This is a genomic window from Nocardioides cavernaquae (assembly GCF_003600895.1).
GTDB lineage: Bacteria > Actinomycetota > Actinomycetes > Propionibacteriales > Nocardioidaceae > Nocardioides > Nocardioides cavernaquae.
The window spans coordinates 2629767-2648319 of sequence record NZ_QYRP01000002.1 but is presented as its reverse complement, the minus strand read 5'-3'; the positions used below and the strand labels follow the sequence as shown (position 1 = coordinate 2648319).

At 70.0% G+C, this 18553-nt stretch carries 22 protein-coding genes; 6 read left to right on the top strand and 16 right to left on the bottom strand.

From position 1 onward, the window contains the following. Positions 1-2: 2 nt before the first annotated feature. The 6 genes from D4739_RS12750 to trpC are packed head-to-tail and all read right to left on the bottom strand — an operon-like array spanning position 3 to position 5053. A complete protein-coding gene (locus D4739_RS12750) occupies positions 3-737 on the bottom strand; it encodes a VIT1/CCC1 transporter family protein (protein WP_120060968.1) in 735 nt (244 codons plus the stop codon). Further along, positions 697-1575 carry a prolipoprotein diacylglyceryl transferase gene (lgt, locus tag D4739_RS12745; protein WP_120060967.1) on the bottom strand — a complete coding sequence of 293 codons (879 nt, stop codon included), beginning with the start codon at positions 1573-1575 and terminating at the stop codon, positions 697-699. The genes D4739_RS12750 and lgt overlap by 41 nt, the downstream gene beginning before the upstream one ends. Beyond that, on the bottom strand, positions 1572-2207 hold the full coding sequence (locus tag D4739_RS12740) for an SCO family protein (protein ID WP_120060966.1): 636 nt from the start codon (positions 2205-2207) through the stop codon (positions 1572-1574). The genes lgt and D4739_RS12740 overlap by 4 nt, the downstream gene beginning before the upstream one ends. After that, a complete protein-coding gene (gene trpA, locus D4739_RS12735) occupies positions 2200-3009 on the bottom strand; it encodes a tryptophan synthase subunit alpha (RefSeq protein WP_238473641.1) in 810 nt (269 codons plus the stop codon). Before trpA ends, D4739_RS12740 begins: the two co-directional genes overlap by 8 nt. Further along, positions 3006-4259, bottom strand: coding sequence for a tryptophan synthase subunit beta (gene trpB / locus D4739_RS12730; RefSeq protein ID WP_120060965.1), 1254 nt, complete (start codon positions 4257-4259; stop codon positions 3006-3008). Before trpB ends, trpA begins: the two co-directional genes overlap by 4 nt. Next, the gene (gene trpC / locus D4739_RS12725; protein WP_120060964.1) at positions 4259-5053 is read right to left on the bottom strand and encodes an indole-3-glycerol phosphate synthase TrpC; all 795 of its coding nucleotides are present in this window, start codon (positions 5051-5053) and stop codon (positions 4259-4261) included. Before trpC ends, trpB begins: the two co-directional genes overlap by 1 nt. Positions 5054-5229: 176 nt before the next feature. Between trpC and D4739_RS12720 the strand changes: the two genes are divergently transcribed. Then, positions 5230-5604, top strand: coding sequence for a DUF4190 domain-containing protein (locus D4739_RS12720; protein WP_147384917.1), 375 nt, complete (start codon positions 5230-5232; stop codon positions 5602-5604). 77 nt (positions 5605-5681) lie between these two features. Here D4739_RS12720 and D4739_RS12715 read toward each other — a convergent pair whose 3' ends face one another. The 6 genes from D4739_RS12715 to D4739_RS12690 are packed head-to-tail and all read right to left on the bottom strand — an operon-like array spanning position 5682 to position 10968. Beyond that, positions 5682-6128, bottom strand: a complete 447-nt coding sequence (locus tag D4739_RS12715) for a DUF2752 domain-containing protein (protein ID WP_120060962.1) — start codon at positions 6126-6128, stop codon at positions 5682-5684. Continuing rightward, positions 6109-6309 carry an HGxxPAAW family protein gene (locus tag D4739_RS12710; RefSeq protein ID WP_120060961.1) on the bottom strand — a complete coding sequence of 67 codons (201 nt, stop codon included), beginning with the start codon at positions 6307-6309 and terminating at the stop codon, positions 6109-6111. Before D4739_RS12710 ends, D4739_RS12715 begins: the two co-directional genes overlap by 20 nt. A gap of 46 nt (positions 6310-6355) precedes the next feature. Beyond that, entirely contained in the window at positions 6356-6973 is a 618-nt protein-coding gene (locus tag D4739_RS12705) for a Trp biosynthesis-associated membrane protein (protein ID WP_182920410.1), read from the bottom strand. After that, positions 6970-7317: a phosphoribosyl-AMP cyclohydrolase gene (gene hisI, locus D4739_RS12700; protein WP_120060959.1), complete on the bottom strand. Its 348-nt coding sequence runs from the start codon at positions 7315-7317 to the stop codon at positions 6970-6972. Before hisI ends, D4739_RS12705 begins: the two co-directional genes overlap by 4 nt. 31 nt (positions 7318-7348) lie before the next feature. Next, a complete protein-coding gene (locus D4739_RS12695; protein ID WP_120060958.1) occupies positions 7349-9148 on the bottom strand; it encodes an ABC transporter ATP-binding protein in 1800 nt (599 codons plus the stop codon). After that, positions 9145-10968: an ABC transporter ATP-binding protein gene (locus D4739_RS12690; protein WP_238473640.1), complete on the bottom strand. Its 1824-nt coding sequence runs from the start codon at positions 10966-10968 to the stop codon at positions 9145-9147. The genes D4739_RS12695 and D4739_RS12690 overlap by 4 nt, the downstream gene beginning before the upstream one ends. Before the next feature lie 102 nt (positions 10969-11070). On the opposite strand from D4739_RS12690, the gene D4739_RS12685 reads away from it, so the two are divergent. Genes D4739_RS12685 through D4739_RS17080 form a run of 4 tightly spaced genes read left to right on the top strand, consistent with a single transcriptional unit; the run spans position 11071 to position 13693 of the window. Continuing rightward, complete coding sequence (locus D4739_RS12685) at positions 11071-11697, top strand: TIGR03085 family metal-binding protein (RefSeq protein ID WP_120060956.1); 627 nt, start codon at positions 11071-11073, stop codon at positions 11695-11697. Positions 11698-11720: 23 nt separating this feature from the next. After that, positions 11721-12821, top strand: coding sequence for a calcium:cation antiporter (locus tag D4739_RS12680; RefSeq protein WP_120060955.1), 1101 nt, complete (start codon positions 11721-11723; stop codon positions 12819-12821). A 38-nt stretch (positions 12822-12859) separates the two neighbouring features. After that, entirely contained in the window at positions 12860-13177 is a 318-nt protein-coding gene (locus tag D4739_RS17085) for an ArsR/SmtB family transcription factor (RefSeq protein WP_220699292.1), read from the top strand. Between the two features lie 3 nt (positions 13178-13180). After that, complete coding sequence (locus D4739_RS17080) at positions 13181-13693, top strand: SRPBCC family protein (RefSeq protein ID WP_220699291.1); 513 nt, start codon at positions 13181-13183, stop codon at positions 13691-13693. A 3-nt stretch (positions 13694-13696) separates the two neighbouring features. Here D4739_RS17080 and D4739_RS12670 read toward each other — a convergent pair whose 3' ends face one another. Continuing rightward, the gene (locus D4739_RS12670) at positions 13697-14548 is read right to left on the bottom strand and encodes an SDR family oxidoreductase (RefSeq protein WP_120060954.1); all 852 of its coding nucleotides are present in this window, start codon (positions 14546-14548) and stop codon (positions 13697-13699) included. After that, positions 14545-15237: an enoyl-CoA hydratase-related protein gene (locus D4739_RS12665; RefSeq protein ID WP_120060953.1), complete on the bottom strand. Its 693-nt coding sequence runs from the start codon at positions 15235-15237 to the stop codon at positions 14545-14547. The genes D4739_RS12670 and D4739_RS12665 overlap by 4 nt, the downstream gene beginning before the upstream one ends. 54 nt (positions 15238-15291) lie before the next feature. Between D4739_RS12665 and D4739_RS12660 the strand changes: the two genes are divergently transcribed. Continuing rightward, a complete protein-coding gene (locus D4739_RS12660) occupies positions 15292-16017 on the top strand; it encodes a PaaX family transcriptional regulator C-terminal domain-containing protein (protein WP_120060952.1) in 726 nt (241 codons plus the stop codon). A 40-nt stretch (positions 16018-16057) separates the two neighbouring features. Here D4739_RS12660 and D4739_RS12655 read toward each other — a convergent pair whose 3' ends face one another. Continuing rightward, positions 16058-17866 carry an AMP-dependent synthetase/ligase gene (locus tag D4739_RS12655; protein WP_120060951.1) on the bottom strand — a complete coding sequence of 603 codons (1809 nt, stop codon included), beginning with the start codon at positions 17864-17866 and terminating at the stop codon, positions 16058-16060. 28 nt (positions 17867-17894) lie between these two features. Further along, positions 17895-18539 (bottom strand): MOSC domain-containing protein, encoded by a 645-nt coding sequence (locus D4739_RS12650; protein ID WP_120060950.1) that lies wholly within the window; start codon positions 18537-18539, stop codon positions 17895-17897. Between the last annotated feature and the right edge of the window lie 14 nt (positions 18540-18553).

The window sequence follows — 18553 nt, the reverse complement described above, 5'->3', positions numbered from 1 at the left end:
GCTCAGGCGATCCCGGAGCCACCGACCGCCATGCCGACGACGTACGTCAGCCCGAAGGCGGCCCCGCCGAGGAGCGTCTGGCGAAGCCCGCCGAACCACCAGGGACGACTGGTCAACCGGGTGACCACCGCGCCACAGGCGAAGAGCGCGATCAGGGTCAGGAGCAGCGCCGGGACCAGGCTCACCGCGCCGAACAGATACGGCAGCACGGGAACGAGGGCGCCGAGCGCGAAGGAGAGGAAGGAGCTGACCGCAGCGGTGACCGGCGACGCGAGCTCGTCGGGGTTCACCCCAAGCTCGGCGAGGCTGTGCACGGCGAGTGCGTCGTCGACGTTGCCGTGCATCTGGTCGGACGCCTGGCGAGCGATCTCCGGGTCGACGCCGCGCAGCACCAGCATCTCGGCGAGCTCGGCCTTCTCCCCCGCCGGGTTGTCGATGATCTCCTGGCGCTCGATCGCGATCTCACGCTCGGCTGCCTCCGACTGGCTGGCCACCGAGGCATACTCCCCGGCGGCCATCGAGAAGGCACCCGCGGCGAGTCCGGCCAGACCGGCCAGGACGACGACGCTCGCATCCGTGTGGTCGCGCGTGCCACCCGCGACGCCCGCGATCAGCGCCGCGTTGGAGACCAGGCCGTCCATCGCGCCGAAGACAGCGGGGCGGAGCCAGCCACCCGTCACATCGGGGTGCTCGTGGTCAATCGGAGCCGGGGGCTCCTGCGAGTGCGGCGTCGTCATGACCGTCACGGTAGACCGAGGCCTCACGACCGGAGAAGGACGCGCGCCGCGAGGCCCACAGCAGGTACGCCGCGGCGAGGGCGAACGCGACCATCGAGGTCCACACGTTCAACCTCAGCCCACCGACGTCACTCAGCTCGACCGGGTCGATGCGGAGCATCTCGATCCATCCGCGACCGGCGGTGTAGGTCATCACGTAGAGCGCGATGACCTTGCCGTGGCCCAGCTGGAAGCGGCGGTCGAGCAGGATCAGCACCCCGAACGCGGCCAGGCACCACAGCGACTCGTAGAGGAAGGTCGGGTGGAAGGTCGCGTACTGGTCGTAGCCGGCGGGCCGGTGCAGCGGATCGATCTCCAGTGCCCACGGCAGGTCCGTCGGCTTGCCGAAGAGCTCCTGGTTGAACCAGTTGCCCCAGCGCCCGAACGCCTGCCCGATCAGCACACCGGGTGCGAGCGCATCGAGGAGCGGCACGACACGGATGCCCATGACCCGTGCCCCGATGACGGCACCGAGCGCTCCCAGTGCGAGGGCGCCCCAGATGCCCAGGCCGCCACGCCAGATGTAGAGCGCCTCGATCGGGTGCTTGCCCTCGCCGAAGTAGAGCGCGTGGTCGGTGATCACGTGGTAGAGCCGGCCGCCGACCAGCCCGAACGGGACCATCCAGAGCGCGAGGTCGGACATCTGGCCGGGCTTGCCGCCGCGGGCGACCCAGCGGCGTTCACCGATCCAGACCGCGAGGATGATGCCCGCGATGATGCAGAGCGCGTAGCCGCGGATCGGCAGCGGCCCGAGGTGCCAGACCCCGTTGGCCGGGCTCGGGATGTAGAAGCTGGTCACGACGTCTCCTCCAGGAGGGCGCTGATGTCCTCGGCGAGCTGGGCGCTCGTGCGGTCACGGTTCCACAGGGCGGTGACCTGGTGGTCGGGAGTGACGGCGAACGTGTGGTCGTCGTGTGCCACGAGGTAGCCCGTGCCGCCCTTCATGGCCGCCTGCCCCTTCTCGGTGTAGACGTGGAAGGCGGCGGTGAGCTCCGCCAGCGCCTCGGGCTTCCCCGTCAGCCCCGTGTACGACGCGTCGAACGCGCCGAGGTAGCGGGTCAGGGCGGCCGGGTCGTCACGCGCCGGGTCGGTCGTCACGAAGACCACCTCGACCTGCTTGCGCTGCTCGGGGGTGAGCCGGACGAGTGCGCTGGTGATGTCGGCCATCTCCTGCGGACAGATGTCCGGGCACTCGGTGTATCCGAAGAAGACCAGCGTCAGCGGCGAGGTCGCCTCCGCGAAGGACCAGTCCTTCCCGTCGGCGTCCGTCAGGGCCGTCGTCGGGACGTCCCACGGCGCACCCAGGCGCGAACCGTGGAAGACCGGTGACGTCTCGGGCGACCCACCACAGGCGGTCAGCACGAGGGCGAGACCAGCGGCCAGGACGGACAGCGCGAAGCGGCGGGCGAACCGGGTGGCCCGATCAGCCACGGCGTACCCCGGCGGCGAGGTCCTCGGTGAGCGCGGCCAGGTTGCGCAAACCGGTCTCCCGGTCGGGAGCCTCGAGCAGGGTCTTGACGAAGGCGGAGCCCACGATGACCGCATCGGCGTGCGCGGCGATCTCCGCCGCCTGCTGGCCGTTGGAGACACCGATGCCCACCCCGACCGGCGTGGTCGTGGTCGCCTTGGTGCGCGCCACCAGCGGCGCAACGATGTCGATGTTGGCGGCGGTCTTGCCAGTGACGCCCATGACCGCGGCGGCGTAGACGAAGCCGCGCGCAGCGGCCGTCGTCATCGCGATGCGCTCGTCAGTGCTGGACGGCGCCACGAGGAAGACCTTGTCGAGTCCGTGCTTGTCTGCTGCCGCGATCCACTCCTGGCCGAAGTCCGGGGTGATGTCGGGCGTGATCAGGCCTGCTCCCCCGGCAGCGGCGAGGTCGGCGGCGAACTTCTCGACGCCGTAACGCTCGACCGGCCCCCAGTAGGTCATCACCAGCGTCGGCGCGCCGAAGGCGGCCACCGCCTCGACGACCTCGAGGACCTGCTTCGTCCGGATGCCGTTGTCCAGCGCCTGCTGGGCAGCGGCCTGGATGGTCGGGCCGTCGAGGACCGGGTCGGTGTAGGGCAGCCCGATCTCGATGATGTCGCAGCCGTGCTCGACCATCACCTTGATCGCGTCGATGGAGCCCTGCAGGTCCGGGAACCCGGCCGGCAGGTAGCCGATCAGCGCGGCACGGTTCTCGGCGCGGGCCTTCTCGAAGGCCCGACCGGTGGTGTTCAGGACCGTGCTCACGCGGTCTCTCCTGTCGGTTCACCCAGGTTGAAGTAGTCGAGCGCGGTGCCCATGTCCTTGTCGCCGCGGCCAGAGAGGTTGATGAGCAGGATCGCGTCCTTCCCCTTCTCGGCAGCCAGCTTCGGCGCCAGGCGGAGCGCGCCGGCGAGCGCGTGGCTCGACTCGATCGCCGGAATGATGCCCTCGGTGCGGGCCAGGTGCTGGAAGGCCTTCATGGCCTCGGCGTCCGTCACGGCTTCGTAGGTCGCGCGGCCGCTGGCAGCGAGCCAGGCGTGCTGCGGGCCGACGCCCGGGTAGTCGAGGCCGGCCGAGATCGAGTGCGACTCGATGGTCTGGCCGTCGTCGTCCTGGAGCACGTAGGTGCGAGCGCCGTGCAGCACGCCGCTGCCGCCGGCCACGATCGTCGCGGCGTGGCGCCCGGTCTCGACACCGTCGCCACCGGCCTCGAAGCCGTAGATCGCGGTGTCGGCGTCATCGAGGAAGGCGGTGAAGAGGCCGATGGCGTTGGAGCCGCCACCGACGCAGGCCGCGATGGCGTCCGGCAGCACGCCGTACTTCGCGAGGCACTGGGCACGCGCCTCGTCGCCGATCCCGCGGGTGAAGTCGCGGACCATGCTCGGGAACGGGTGCGGGCCGGCCGCCGTCCCGAACAGGTACGCCGTGTGGTCGACGCTGGCGACCCAGTCGCGCAGTGCCTCGTTGATCGCGTCCTTGAGCGTCGCCGAGCCCGACTCGACGGCGATGACCTTGGCACCGAGCAGCTCCATGCGCGCGACGTTGAGGGCCTGGCGCCTCGTGTCGACCGCACCCATGTAGACGGTGCAGTCGAGGCCGAAGTAAGCCGCAGCTGTGGCGGAGGCGACGCCGTGCTGGCCGGCCCCGGTCTCGGCGATCACGCGCGTCTTGCCCATGCGCTTGGTGAGCAGCGCCTGGCCGAGCACGTTGCGGATCTTGTGCGCGCCGGTGTGGTTGAGGTCCTCGCGCTTGAGCAGGATGCGGACGCCGTACTGCTCGGAGAGGTGCTTCGCCTCGTAGAGCGGGCTCGGGACATTGGCGTAGTCGACCAGCGAGTCCTCGAAGGCCTTCACGAACTCGGGGTCCGCCATCGCCTCGTTGTAGGCAACGGTCAGCTCCTCGAGGGCGGCAACCAGGGCCTCGGGCATGAAGCGGCCACCCCAGGCACCCTCGCCACCGAACCATCCGAACTCGTCGGCATCCCAGGTCGTCTCGGGCATCGGCTTCTCGCTCATCACAGTCCTGTCAGTCCAGTCATGGAACGCACGGCGACGGCAGGGTCGCCGTCCTTGACCAGCGCTTCGCCGACCAGCACCACGTTCGCGCCCTCGGAGGCGAACCGGGCCACGTCGTCGGGGCCGGTGATGCCGGACTCGGCCACCTTCACCCGGTCGTCCGGGATCAGCGGCGCGAGCCGCCCGAAGGTGTCGTTGTCGACCAACAGTGTCTTCAGGTTGCGGGCGTTGACGCCAATCAATTTCGCGCCGAGGTCGACCGCGCGCCGGGTCTCCTCCTCGTCGTGGACCTCGACCAGCACCGTCATGCCGAGCCCGGTCGCCTCGTCGTGGAGTGCCTTGAGCTGGGTGTCGTCGAGTGCGGCGACGATCAGCAGGACCAGATCGGCGCCGGCCGCGCGGGCCTCGTGGATCTGGTAGCTGGTGACCATGAAGTCCTTGCGCAGCAGCGGGGTCTCGACCGCAGCACGGACTGCGAGCAGGTCCTCGAGCGAGCCGTTGAAGCGACGCTGCTCGGTGAGCACGGAGATGGCGTGGGCCCCGCCGTCGGCGTACTGCCGGGCGAGTGCGGCCGGGTCGGTGATCGTCGCCAGGTCACCCTTGCTCGGGCTCTTGCGCTTCACCTCGGCGATGACACTCGTGCCCGGCGAACGGAAGGCCGGCATCGGGTCACGCGCCGGCGGAGCCGCTGCGGCGAGCGCCACGACCTCGTCGTACGACACGGCTGCCTCGCGCACGGCGAGGTCCTCACGCACTCCGACGATGATCTCGTCGAGCACCGACGTGGTGGTCACAACTGCTCCTGCATGGCGCTGGTCCTGGGCTTCCGGTCAGTCTGACCGAGCCGCCCAAGCGTCTCACGCGCGCTCCACACACCGCGTCCGGGTTCCACGCTCGGCGCGGTGTTCCCGCTAGCCTGCGATGCAACGAGCGGCACAGTCCCGTGACGCTCCATCTCGAGGGGGACCTCATGTCTGACTTCAACACCCCGATGCCTCCGCCGCCGCCGGGTTACGGCGAGTCGCCGTACGGCGGAGCCCCGCAGGAGCACCCGCAGGCCGGCACCATCTTCATCCTGGGCATCGTGAGCCTCGTCCTCGGCGCGATCGGCGTCTTCTGCTGTGCCTTCCTCGGCCTGCTCGGCATCGCCCCGCTGATCATGAGCGGCAAGGCATCGCGCGAGATCGCGGCCTCCGGCGGCACCCTCGGCGGCGCCAGCAAGGTCAAGAACGGCCGCACGATGGGCATCATCGCAATCTGCCTCGCGGCGTTCGCGCTCGTGCTCAACATCATCCTCTTCTCCACCGGCGCGATGGACGGCTTCATGAAGGGCTACCAGAGCTGACCGGCTCCGCAGCATCGTTCGGCGTCTGACCCTCCGTGCGGAGGAGTCAGGCGCCGAACTGCATTTCGCGCAACGGGCTACGGAGCGAGCCAGGCCCCGAAGGGCAGGCTGCGCACCAGCCAGAACAGCAGGACGGCCGCCAGACCAGCCACGACGAGCGCCGTGCCATGGCGCAGCGGTCGGGGCGGAGATCCCGTCCAGGCGCCGGCCGCCCAGCGAACCCACAGGAAGGCGAGCAGCGGGAGGCTCGCCACGAAGAGCAGGTTGCTCGAGGCCGCGCTGACGACGTCGAGGTTCGTCAGGTCGTTGACCGCACGCAGGCCGCCGCATCCCGGGCACGGGTGACCGGTGACGACCAGGAACGGGCAGAACCCCCAGGATCCGGACTCGTGAGGATCGCGGAGGTGGAGCGCTGCGGCGCCCGCCAGGCAGACGCCAGCGAGGCCCAGCGGACCGACCAGCCGACGAGCTCGGCCGGCGGCCCGGTCAGCGTGGGTGACCGGCTCAGTGGCCAGTGTTGCCAAAGCCCATCTTGTTCATCGCGACGTAGACCACGAGGGCGATCGGGAGCAGCACGATGCCGATCCAGAAGACCGTGTAGTTCAAGGGGCTGAACATGAGGCCGACGCCGCCCACGACGAAGGCAACGAGACCGATGAAGACCGCGGTCCAGGCCGCCGGGGTGTTGCCGTGAGAGTCAGACATGCGCGGTGTTCTCCTCGTTGCTCGCGTAGTACCGGCGACAGTCTATTCAGGCCCGGGGCTCGTTGGGGCCAAGGGTCGGGTCCTGACCAGCATCGAGCGACTTCCACAGGTCGATGCTGGAGCGGTCCTCGGGCGCAGGCAGGGGCGCCGGGGCCCCCGTGGGAGCGTCGTAGCGCGTCCCCATCTCGGGCCAGTCGCGGACGAAGCGAAGCGCCGCCGACGTGGCGAGGACGCAGATGACGCCGGCGACCAGAGCGGCGATCCACCAGCCGGTCATCGTCGTCCCGCTCTGCGCCCGGAGCAGGTCCTTGCCCTGAAGTCCGAGGTCAGCAAGGTCGCGCGCCACCGCATCGGGAAGCGACGAGCGCGCCTCGACGGTGGTCGCCACGACGCCGCCAGCGGCCAGGAGCGCGACGCCCGCGAGAACGCGGCGTACCCAACCGCGGGTGACGAGCAGGACACCCCAGGCAGCGAGTACGACGAGGGCGAGCGACGCAGCGAGCGGCGACTGGCGGTCGAGGCCGTGGTCCGGAATCGCGATCGGCAACGGCGCGCCGCCCGGCGTGGCGGTGGTCGTCCAAGCCTTGCTGGCGGCGACCGAGGCGAGGGCAGCCGAGCCGAGTCCGACGAGGACCAGCGGCCCGAAGGTGCGCCTCCCGGTCACGCGGGGCCCAGCAGGTCGGCGTCGAAGCAGGTGCGGTCGCCCGTGTGGCAGGCGGCGCCGACCTGGTCGACCTTGACCAGGAGGGTGTCACCGTCGCAGTCGAGGCGGACCTCCTTGACGTGCTGGACGTGACCGGAGGTGTCGCCCTTCGCCCAGTACTCCTGGCGGCTGCGGCTCCAGTAGACGGCGCGGCCCGTGGTCAGGGTGCGGCGAAGTGCCTCGTCGTCCATCCAGCCCATCATCAGCACCTCACCGGTGTCGAACTGCTGCGCGATGGCAGGCACGAGCCCGTCGTCGGTGCGCTTGAGGCGGGCGGCGAGGGCGGGGTCCAGCTGGTCGGTCACCGCGCCAGCCTACTTGGGCGAGGGGCGTGCCTCAGCCGTGCTGGGCAACCCAGGACGCGTGCAGGTTGCCGTAGACCCCGCCCTCGGCGACCAGGTCCTGGTGGCGCCCGCGCTGCACGATGCGGCCGCGGTCGACGACGACGACCTCGTCGGCGTTCTCGGCGGTGCTGAGCCGGTGCGCGATCGTCACCGAGGTGCGACCCGACATGAGCCGCTCGAGCGCCCGCGCCATGCGCATCTCCAGCTGCGGGTCGACAGCACTCGTGGCCTCGTCGAGGACCAGCAGGTCGGGGTCGACCAGGTGGGCCCGGAGCAGAGCAACGAGCTGCCGCTCCCCCGCACTCAGCGACTCGCCGCGTTGACCGACGACGGTGTCGAGGCCGTGGGGAAGGCCGTCGAGCCAGTCGACCAGCCCGAGCTCGATCGCCGACTCGCGGATCTCGGAGTCGGTCGCACCCAGGCGACCCCATCGGGCGTTCTCGCGGATCGTGGCGTCGATCAGGAAGCCCTCCTGCGGCACCAGGACGACCGAACGGCGCAGGCTGGCGTTGGAGATCTGGCGGACATCGACGTCGTCGAGGAGCACCGAGCCATCCGTCGGGTCCATCAGCCGGGTCAGCAGCTTGGCGAGGGTCGACTTGCCGGACCCGGTCTCGCCGACGACGGCCACGCGGGTGCCCGGGGCGATGGCCAGGTCGATGTCACGGAGCACCGGCGGGCCACCGGGGTAGGCGAAGCCCACGTCGCGGAACTCCACGGCGATCGGGCCACGCGGAAGCACCGCACCGTCGGCACCGGGGTCGACCAGCTCGGCCGGGGTGTCGAGGATGCCGATGACGCGGCGCCAGCCGGCCAGTGCGTTCTGTGCGTCGGTCAGGATCTGGGTGCCCATCTGCACCGGCATCACGAAGAGCGTGACGAGGAACGCGAAGGCGATGACCTCGCCCGCACTGATCTGGTCGGCGAAGCCCAGCCAGATGCCGACGATCAGGACTCCGGCGTTGGCCAGGCCACCCGACAGGCCGCCCAGCGAGAACGAGAACGCGGTGAACCCCTGGGCCTTGGTGCTGGCGGACTGGTGCGCGGCGATCGCGTCGTCGATGCGTTGCTGTGTGCGGTCCTGCACGGCGTAGGCACGGACCACAGTGGCACCGACGACCGGCTCGGCGATCGCGGAGAGCAGGGCGCCGACCTGGCGACGGACGGTCCCGTAGGCGTCGGAGAGCCGCTGCTGGAACCAGCGCAGGCTCAGGAAGAGCGGCGCGAAGCAGAGCCACACGACCAGGCACAGCTGCCACGAGTAGACGAGCATGATCACCGTCGCGACGATGATCTGGCCGATGCTGACGATCGCGAAGATGCCGCCGAAGACCAGGAACTGGCTGACCTGGTCGACGTCGCTGGTGACGCGCGAGACGAGGGCACCACGACGCTCGGTGTTCTGCGTGAGCAACGGCAGGTCGTGCACATGGCGGAACGCCTTGATCCGCAGCGTCGCCAGGCCACGCTCGGCCTGCGTGAACAGCCGCGTCGTCATGACGTAGGACGCGACGCCGGTCGCCAGGATTGCGACGGCGGCGAGCAGCCCCATGCGGACCATGAAACCGGTGTCCGGCCCGGCCGGACCGAGGCCGTGGTCGAGCGTCTGCTGGATCGTGATCGGCACGACCACCTGACCGATCGTCGCGACGAGGGCGAGCAGCAGGGTCACACCGAGGCCCTGGCGGAGCTCGGGTGAGATCTCCATGCCGCGGCGGATGGTCTGGAGAGCGGGAAGCTCCTCGCCGGTGTCGACGGTGCCGGCCACGCGCTCGGAGGTCGTGGTGCTCATGCGTCCTCCCCTGACTGCGCAGCGGACGGGGCGGCGGACTGGGCGGCGGACTGGGCGGCGGGCTCGGTCTCGTAGGCGTTGACCAGGTCGGCGTAGACGGGTGAGCGGTCGAGCAGCTCCTGGTGCGTGCCGCGGTCGACGACGCGGCCGTCCGCCAGGTGGAGCACCTCGTCGGCCAGACCGATGGTGGCCTTGCGGTAGGCGACCACGACCAGGGTCGCTCCCCCGTCGCCGGCGTCCTCCCGCAGGGCGGACAGGATGCGCGCCTCGACCTCGGGGTCGACCGCCGACGTGGCGTCGTCCAGGACGAGGAGTCGCGGCTTGCGGACCACCGCGCGGGCCAGGGAGACGCGTTGGCGCTGGCCGCCGCTCAGGCTGGTGCCGCGCTCGCCCAGGCGGGTGTCGAGGCCGTGCGGCAGCGCTGCGACGAACCCATCGGCCTGCGCCGTGCGCAGAGCGGCCCACACCTCGGCATCGTCGATCGCCGCGCCGAGCGTCACGTTGCCGCGCACGGTGTCGTCGAACAGGAAGGCCGTCTGCGGCACCACGGCCACCGCACCGGCCAGTGCCGCCGGAGCCAGGTCGCGCAGGTCGGTGCCGTCCACGCGGATCGCGCCCGCGTCCGGGTCGACCAGCCGCGTGATCAGCGTGGTGAGCGTGCTCTTGCCCGCCGCGGTCGCGCCCACCAGGGCCACCGACCGCCCGGGCGCGACCTCGAAGCTCACGTCCGAGAGCACGGGCACCGCAGCGTCGTAGGCGTAGGAGAGGCGGTCGACCTCGAGCGCGGCCGGGCCCGTGGCGGCCAGGCGCGCGGCGCCGTACTGCATCTCGCCGGAGGCGGCCAGCACGCGCGCGACGCGGCCGTAGCCAACGACGCTGCGCGGGAACTCGCCGAGCAGCCAGCCGATCGAGCGGATCGGGAACGAGACGATCGTCAGCAGGTAGCCGATGGTGACGACGTCGCCCGGATCGGTGTGGCCGCTGCGCACGCGCGCCACACCCACGGCGAGGACGATGAGGACGCCGAGGTTGGGCAGCGCGGCGAGCACCGGGTCGAACGCCGCGCGGACGCGGCCGGCGCGCACCGAGACGTCGCGGAGGGCGTGCGCGACCTCGGCGAATCGCGCGGTCTCCTCCGTCTCGCGACCGAGGGTCTTGACCACCTGGGCGCCGTCGAACGACTCGTGCGCGATGCCGCTCAGCTCGCTGCGCAGGGCCTGCGCCTTCGTCATCAGCGGGGACGCGGCCTTCTGGTAGCTGACGTTGGCCAGCACGACGGCCGGGAAGACCAGCAGGCCGACGAGGGCCAGGACGACGTCGGCGAAGAGCATCTGCCCGATCGCGATCACCATCATCACGATCGTGCCGACGGCCATCGGGAGCGGCGCGATCGGGCTCCAGGCGGCTTCGACATCCGAGTTGGCGTTGGAGAGCAGCTCGCCGGTCGGGTGCCGCTGGTGCCACTCCATGGGCAGGCGGAGGTACTGGCGGGTGACGGCACGTCGGTCGTGCGCCTGGAGCCGGTACTGCATGATGCCGGCGCCGAGGCGGCGGGCGACGATGCCGACCGCACGCAGGATGGCGACGCCGACGAAGAGGGCGAGCACCGCCCAGAGCAGGCCTGCCGAGATCTCGCCGTCACGGAACGCGGGCAGGACTGCGTGCTCGGTGGACCAGCCCAGGACCCAGGCATCGGCGACGGTCAACGCGCCGAACAGCACGCTGCCGAGGGTCGACGCGGCGAAGATCCACGGCTCGCGCCGGATCCCGACACCGATGACGGCAAAGCCGTCCCTCAAGGTCGACGTCCGAGTGCTCACGCTGCTGCTCACCTGTCCTTGACCCCGTCCCTCACGCAAGTCGCAACTCTAGGAGTGGGGTCCGACATTCCCCACTGGATTTTCCCGGCTTAGTCTGGGCCGGTGACTTCCGCTGCCAGGACCGAACGCGAGCTGCTCTGCGACCTGGCGCTCACGGTCGGCCCGGATGCTCCGACCCTCAGCGGCGACTGGGACGTGCGGCACCTCATGGCCCACCTCGTGGTGCGTGATCGCCAACCCCACAACGGGATCGGCATCGTGGTGACCGCCTTCGCAGACCGCCACGACCGCGCGGTCGACCGCACCGCGGAGCATGACTTCGCCACTCTTGTCGACCGCGTCCGCACCGCCTGGTCGCCACTCTCGCTGCCCGGCGTCGACTCCCTGGCGAACACGGTCGAGTTCTTCGTGCACCACGAAGACGTACGCCGCGCGCGTCCGGGCTGGGAGCCCCGCGTCCACTCGCGCAGGCTGCGCAACGCCCTCTGGCGGGTACTCCCGGTGCTCGGGCGCTCGCTCGTGGTCAACGCAGGCGTCCCGGTGCGCCTGCGACGCACCGACAGCGGCGACACGATGACGCTGCGCCGCGGCGCGAACCCGGTCGTGCTGTCGGGCGACGTGGGTGAGCTCGTGCTCTTCCTCTACGGGCGCAAGCAGACACACGGGCTCTCCTTCGACGGCCCGGACGCGCACGTCACCGCACTCAAGGCCGCCTCGCTCGGCTTCTGAGGACCTGCCCGTAGGGTCTGGCCATGACTGCCGTGCGCCAACGCCCCTCGTGGTCCACAGTCGTACCCCTTGCCTCGTTCGCGCTGCTCGCCGCGATCTGGGGCAGCCACCCCAAGGGGCTCGCTGCTGCGGCGATCGCGCTCTTCCTGGTCGGCGCAGTCCTTGCAGCGGTCCACCACGCCGAGGTCGTTGCTCACCGGGTGGGCGAACCGTTCGGCTCGCTGCTGCTCGCGGTGGCCGTGACGGTGATCGAGGTGGCGTTGATCGTCACGCTGATGATCTCGGGCGGCGAGGACACCTCGACCCTCGCACGCGACACGGTCTTCGCCGCGGTGATGATCAGCGTCAACGGCATCGTCGGCCTGTGCCTGCTGGTCAGCTCCCTGAAGCACCACCTCGCCGTGTTCAACCCGGAGGGGACCGGCGCGGCGCTGTCCACCGTGATCACCCTCGCCGGTGTCTGCCTGGTGCTGCCGAGGTTCACGACGAGCAGCTCCGGTCCGGAGTTCGCGCCCGGGCAGCTCGCCTTTGCCGCGAGCGCCTCGCTCGCGCTCTACGCCCTCTTCGTGTTCACCCAGACGATCCGCCACCGCGACTTCTTCATGCCGGTGACCAGCGGTCGCGGGCCGATCGACGAGGACGGGGACGGCCATGCCGACCCTCCGTCGGACCGGCAGGCGCTGATCAGCCTGGGCCTGCTGATGCTGGCGCTGGTGTCCGTGGTCGGACTGGCCAAGATCGAGTCCTACGCGATCGAGGACGGGGTTGCGGCGCTCGGCTTCCCCCACGCCTTTGTCGGTGTGGTGATCGCCGTGCTGGTCCTCGCGCCCGAGTCGATCGCCGCCACTCGCGCTGCCGCCCAGGAGAAGGTGCAGACCAGCCTGAACCTGGCTCTGGGCTCGGCCATGGCGAGCATCGGGCTGACCATCCCCGCCATCGCGGTCGCCTCGATCTGGCTCGACGGGCCCCTCCACCTCGGGCTGGAACCGATGCAGATCGTCCTGCTCTTCATGACCGCCATCGTCAGCATCCTGACTGTCGTGCCTGGACGCGCCAAGCCACTCCAGGGTGGCGTGCACCTGGTGCTTCTCGCGGCATTCATCGTCCTGTCCATCCAGCCCTGACCTTGATAGGTGACTAAAAGGTCACCTATGGTGGGGTCATGGACGCCGTGTTCAAGGCACTCGCCGATCCGACCCGGAGGGCGCTCCTCGATGCGCTCTTCGCCGAGGACGGCCAGACCCTCCGTGCCCTCGAGCAGGTCATCGCCCAGCAGACCGACATGTCGCGCTTCGGCGTGATGAAGCACCTCAAGGTGCTGGAGGAGGCCGGCCTCGTCGTCGCCCGCAAGCGCGGCCGCGAGAAGCTCCACTTCCTCAATCCCGTCCCCATCCGGCTCATCCAGGACCGCTGGGTGAGCAAGTACGCCGAGCCGTGGGTCGACAAGGTCACCGAGCTCAAGAAGCAACTGGAGGACTGAACCATGCAGGAGAACACCCGCCAGGACCGCAAGGTCGTCTCGTTCGCGGACGGCTCCGCGCCTGTCGGCGACACCGCCGTCTTCGAGATATTCATCAAGACCACTCCCGAGCGGCTCTGGGAGGCGATCACCGACCCGACCCAGCGCGCGGCGTACAGCTTCGGGATGGCACCTGAATCGTCCTGGGAGCAGGGATCCAGCTACCGCTCCAGCGCCCCCGGCGTGGAGATCGCCTCCGGTGAGAACGTGGTCGTCGATCCCCCGCGCCTGCTCGTGCAGACCTTCACCGCGCTGTGGAGCGACGAGGTCCGCGCGCAGGGGACCACCCGGGTCACCTGGGAGATCGAGCCGGTCGGGACGTCATGCCGGCTGACCGTGGTCCACGACCAGCTGCCGCCGAGCGCCAACGCCGAGCTGTACGGCGGGTGGCCGATGATCCTCTCCGGTCTCAAGACGCTGATCGAGACCGGAGAGCACCTCGACACTCCTCGATCGCTGATGTACGAGCAGGGGTGAGAGTCAGGCCGGGCGCGAGCCGTCGGCCGGCGGGTCGACGAAGAGGTCGTACTCGAGCTCGCCCGTGCCGCCGTACTTGCTGAAGTCGGTCACGCCCGCGTCGCGGAGGACATCGATGTCGATGAACGCGTTGCCGGTGACCTCGCGCGACGGCTTCTTCAGGATCTCGACGGCAGCGTCAGCGACGATCTCAGGGGTGCGCGACTTCTCGATGGCCGCATCACCACCGAGCAGGTTCTGCACGGCCGCGGTCGCGATCAGGGTCTCGGGCCACAGGCAGTTGGACGCGACGCCTGCCTCGGCGTACTCCGCCGCCCAGGAGAGCGTCAGCAGGGACATGCCGTACTTCGCCAGCGTGTAGCCCGGGTGCGGGCCGAGCCACTTGGGGTCCAGGTTGATCGGCGGCGAGAGCGAGAGGATGTGCGGGTTCACTCCGTTGACCAGGTGCGGCAGCGCCTTGCTGGTCAGCAGGTAGGTGCCGCGGTGCTCGATCGCCATCATCAGGTCGAAGCGCTTCATGGCGAGGTCAGCAGTGCCGGCCAGGTTGATGGCAGAGGCGTTGTTGACCACGATGTCGATGCCGCCGAAGCGCTCGACGGTCTTCGCGACGGCACCCTCGACCGACTCCTCGTCACGCACGTCGCCCACGATGGCCAGCGCCTGGCCGCCAGCGGCCTCGATCTCCGCCGCGGCGGTGTGGATCGTGCCGGGCAGGCGCGGGTCGGGGACGTCGGTCTTGGCGAGGATCGCCACGTTGGCACCCTCACGCGCGGCCGCAACGGCGATCGCGAGGCCGATGCCGCGGCTGCCGCCGGACATGAGGATCGTGCGTCCCTGGAGGCTCTTCTCGGTCATGCGGTGGCTCCCTCTGAGTCAGTGGCGATGGTGAGCTGTTCGGTGCGGTGCAATGAGTCGACGACGCCCGCGTAGCGGGCGTTCTTGATGGAGGCGAGGACCGGGCCACGCAGCGGAGCGAGCTCGGCGGCGCGCGCGACTGCCGTCTCGAGGAGCTCCTCCACGGGTGCCGACCCATCGATCAGCCCGGCCTCGAGCGCCGAGACGGCGTCGAAGCGGTGCGAGAGGACCATCGCGCGGTGGGCGACCTGGGGCGACAGGCGGGCCATGACGACGGCGGCCAACCCGGTGGTGAACGGGACCTTGATCTGCGCTTCGGGCAGGCAGAGGAAGCCACGCTCGGTGCGGGCGTAGCGCTCGTCGAACGCCAGCGCGAACAGGAGTGCACCGGCATACGTGTGTCCGTTGAGCGCGCCGACCGTCGGGAGCTCGGTCACGAGGAAGCGCGCCAGGAGCCGCTGGTACGACGCGGTGTAGCCAGGCTCGACGAAGAGCTCAGGGACCAGGCCGTTCGAGAAGAACTTGCCCTGCGCGGTGATCACGAGCGCGGCCGGACCGGCGCTCGACTCGACCTCGGTCAGCGCTGCGTCGAGCGCCGCGATCCGGTCGTAGGTGAAGCGGTGGTCACCGTCGGGGGTGTTGCTGATGTCGAGGACGAAGACGTCCCCGCGACGTGTCAGTTCAGGCATGGGGCCAGCATTGCACTTCTCCTGCAGCCGTGTCGAGTGTGTAAGATTCGACGTATGTCACAGCCGCTGCTCCGACCGGTGTCCGCACGCTCCGCGGTGCTCACCGCGTTGATGGCGACCCATCCCCCGACGCTCCACGCCTCGGCGCTGGTTGCCGGGATGGAGGTCCTCGGGTTCACCGAGACTGCCACGCGGGCCGCGCTCTCCCGCATGGTCACGCGCGGCGACCTGCTGCGCGAGGACGCGGCGTACACGCTCAGCGAGCGGCTCATCGCCCGCCAGCAGCGGGTCGACGAGGTGCACCACCCCGAGACCCGACCCTGGGAGGGCACCTGGGAGATGGCAATCGTGACCGCGACGGGCCGGAGCGCCGCAGATCGCGCTGCCCTCCGGGCCCAGCTGCAGGACATGCGGGTCGCAGAGCTGCGCGAAGGCGTCTGGACCCGTCCGGCAAACCTGCGTCGCGGCTGGCCACCCGAGCTGCTGGCCGTGTCACAGTGCTTCGAGAGCCGGCCCCTCGGCGATCCGGCGACGCTCGCCGCTGAGCTGTGGGACCTCGAGGAGTGGGCGGCCTACGGGCGTGACCTTCTGGTCGCGCTGCCGGGCACGCTCGACTCCCCCGCTGACCGGTTCACCCTCGTCGCCGCCATGGTCAGGCACCTGCAGGGCGACCCGCTCCTCCCGCCGGCGCTCCAGCCTGCGGACTGGCCGGGCGAGGCGCTCCGCGCGGCGTACGACGACTACCGGGCCTCGATGTGGCCGATGCGGCCGCGCGACTGATCGCACGACCGCATCGGGCCAACTGTCCGGTCCGGACGACTCAGACGTACAGCGAGTCGATCAGTTCCTTGTTGTTGGTCTCGACGACCTTGCGCTTGACCTTCAGCGACGGGGTCAGCTCGCCGGACTCGATGCTGAGGTCGCGCTCGAGGATGACGAACTTCTTCACCGTCTCCCAGCGGTTGAGCCGCGAGTTGAGCTCCTCGACGTAGCCGGCGACCATCGCCTTGCAGGCATCGGACGTGACGATCTCGGCGTAGGACTTGCCCTCGAGGCCGTTCTCGGCCGCCCAGCCCGCGATCAGGTCGGGGTCGAGCGTGATCAGCGCCGAGACGAAGTTGCGCTCGTTGCCGTGGACCAGCATGTTCGCGACGTAGGGGCAGACCGCCTTGAACTGCGACTCGATGGCGGTCGGCGCGACGTACTTGCCGCCGGAGGTCTTGAAGAGGTCCTTCTTGCGGTCGGTGATCCGCAGGTGGCCGTCGGCGTCCAGCTCACCGATGTCACCGGTGTGCAGCCAACCGTCCACCAGCGTCTCGGCGGTCGCCTCGGGCAGGTTGTGGTAGCCCTCCATGACGTTCGGGCCCTTGATCAGGACCTCGCCGTCTGCGGCGATGCGGACCTCGGAGCCGGGGAACGCCACGCCGACCGTGCCGATCTTGTTCTGGTCGGGGTGGTTCACGAAGGCGCCGGCGGAGGTCTCGGTGAGGCCGTAGCCCTCGAGGATCACCAGGCCCGCGGCGTTGAACCACTCCGCGACCTCGCGGTTGAGCGCGGCCGAGCCCGAGATGAAGAACTTGATGCGGCCACCGAAGCGCGCGCGCACCTTGGTGAAGACCAGCTTGTCGAAGAGCTTGAACTTCAGCTTGAGCGGCAGCGGAACGGACTTGCCGGCTGCCTGGAGCGCCCGGACCTCGAGGCCGACGGCGAAGGCCTTGTCGAAGATGCCCTTCTTGCCCTCGGCGGCGACCGTGGTGATGATCCGGCCGTAGGCCTTCTCGAAGATGCGGGGCGCGGCGCCCATGAAGGTCGGCTGGATGACGCCCAGGTTGTCGACGATCTTGTCGACCCGGCCGTCGATCGCGGTGGCGAACCCGCACGCGAGCTGGGTGGAGAGCAGCACCTTGCCGAACGAGTGGGCCATGGGCAGCCACAGGAACTGCAGGTCGCTCTCGTCGAGGATCCCCTGCGACTTGATCGACTCGCCCTCGTAGACCCACGACTTGTGCTGCAGGCGAACGCCCTTGGGCTTGCCGGTGGTGCCGGAGGTGTAGATCAGGGTCGCGAGCTGGTCGGCGCCGATGGCGGTCGCCTGGTCGTCGATCGCGGTCGGGTTGGCGGCGAGGTGCTCGGCACCGAGCTTCTCGAGGTCGGCCAGGGAGAGGACTCCCTCAGTGCCGCCACCGGTGAGGCTGACGACGGTGGCCAGCTCCGGGAGCTCCGCGCGGTGAGCGGCGACCTTCTCGACCTGGCTGTCGTCCTCGACGAAGATCAGGCGGCTGCCCGAGTCGGCGAGGATGTACGCCGTGTCGTCGCCGCCCGTGGACGGGTAGACGGTCGTCGTCGCGGCACCGGCGCAGACGATCGCCAGGTCGGCGACGATCCACTCGTAGCGGGTGCCGGACAGGATGGCGACCCGCTGCTCGGGCTCGATGCCCAGCGCCATCAGGCCAGCGGCGAGGTTGCGGACGCGCTCCCCGACCTGGGCCCAGGTCACGGACTCCCAGCCGTTGCCGGCCGGGAAGCGGTAGGCCTCGAGGGGACCCGAGGTCTTCGCCCGGTCGAGGAACTGGACGGCCAGGTTGGCCGGCATGGTCTCCAGGAAAGAAGCATCGCGGTTGATCGGCATGGCGGCAGCGTAGCGCCGCGATGACTGGTCAGTAACCGGAGTCCCGAACCTTGCGCAAAACGGACTCGGAGAGACCGTCGACCTCGAGTAACCCCGGCAGGAGTTCAACGTTGGTCGTCAGCGCACGGAACATATCGGTCACCGTCACGCCGTGATCGGGCCGGTGGACCACCTCGATGGGATCACCGGCACGGATCGCACCTTCTTCGAGCACCCGGAGATAGGGCCCCGGCCGGGCCTGCTGAGTGAACTTCCTCACCCACCCACGGGTCGGCCCTCCCGCCTCCGCCATCCGGATCTGGAAGGTGTTGCACGGGATCCGGACCTTCGCGATCTCGAGGAGTGCACCTCCGATCCGCCACCGCTCCCCCACCAGCGCCGCGTTCACGTCGATGCCAAGTGTGGTCAGGTTCTCACCGAACCAGCCGTCCGGGAGCTGGACCCCGAGCTCGCGCTGCCAGGCGTGCAGGTCCTCGCGCGCGAAAGCATAGACGGCCATGTCGGGCCCGCCGTGGACGTCCGGACTGCCCACGGCATCACCCCGGAGCCCCAACCGACCTGCATGGACCGGACCGGCGACCGGCTCCTTACCGATGGCGGTGCGCTGCTCCCGCGTGCCACTCGTGGCACGCGGCTGACCGACGTTGACTGACTTCACGTGCGGGATGGTCACGAGCCCGATTCTGC

Coding starts and splice junctions, on each gene's coding strand:
- D4739_RS12750 (WP_120060968.1), bottom strand. CDS start 737: ATGACGACGCCGCACTCGCAGGAGCCCCCGGCTCCGATTGACCACGAG.
- trpB (WP_120060965.1), bottom strand. CDS start 4,259: ATGAGCGAGAAGCCGATGCCCGAGACGACCTGGGATGCCGACGAGTTC.
- D4739_RS12720 (WP_147384917.1), top strand. CDS start 5,230: ATGTCTGACTTCAACACCCCGATGCCTCCGCCGCCGCCGGGTTACGGC.
- D4739_RS12710 (WP_120060961.1), bottom strand. CDS start 6,309: ATGTCTGACTCTCACGGCAACACCCCGGCGGCCTGGACCGCGGTCTTC.
- D4739_RS12695 (WP_120060958.1), bottom strand. CDS start 9,148: ATGAGCACCACGACCTCCGAGCGCGTGGCCGGCACCGTCGACACCGGC.
- D4739_RS12680 (WP_120060955.1), top strand. CDS start 11,721: ATGACTGCCGTGCGCCAACGCCCCTCGTGGTCCACAGTCGTACCCCTT.
- D4739_RS17085 (WP_220699292.1), top strand. CDS start 12,860: ATGGACGCCGTGTTCAAGGCACTCGCCGATCCGACCCGGAGGGCGCTC.
- D4739_RS17080 (WP_220699291.1), top strand. CDS start 13,181: ATGCAGGAGAACACCCGCCAGGACCGCAAGGTCGTCTCGTTCGCGGAC.
- D4739_RS12670 (WP_120060954.1), bottom strand. CDS start 14,548: ATGACCGAGAAGAGCCTCCAGGGACGCACGATCCTCATGTCCGGCGGC.
- D4739_RS12665 (WP_120060953.1), bottom strand. CDS start 15,237: ATGCCTGAACTGACACGTCGCGGGGACGTCTTCGTCCTCGACATCAGC.
- D4739_RS12660 (WP_120060952.1), top strand. CDS start 15,292: ATGTCACAGCCGCTGCTCCGACCGGTGTCCGCACGCTCCGCGGTGCTC.
- D4739_RS12655 (WP_120060951.1), bottom strand. CDS start 17,866: ATGCCGATCAACCGCGATGCTTCTTTCCTGGAGACCATGCCGGCCAAC.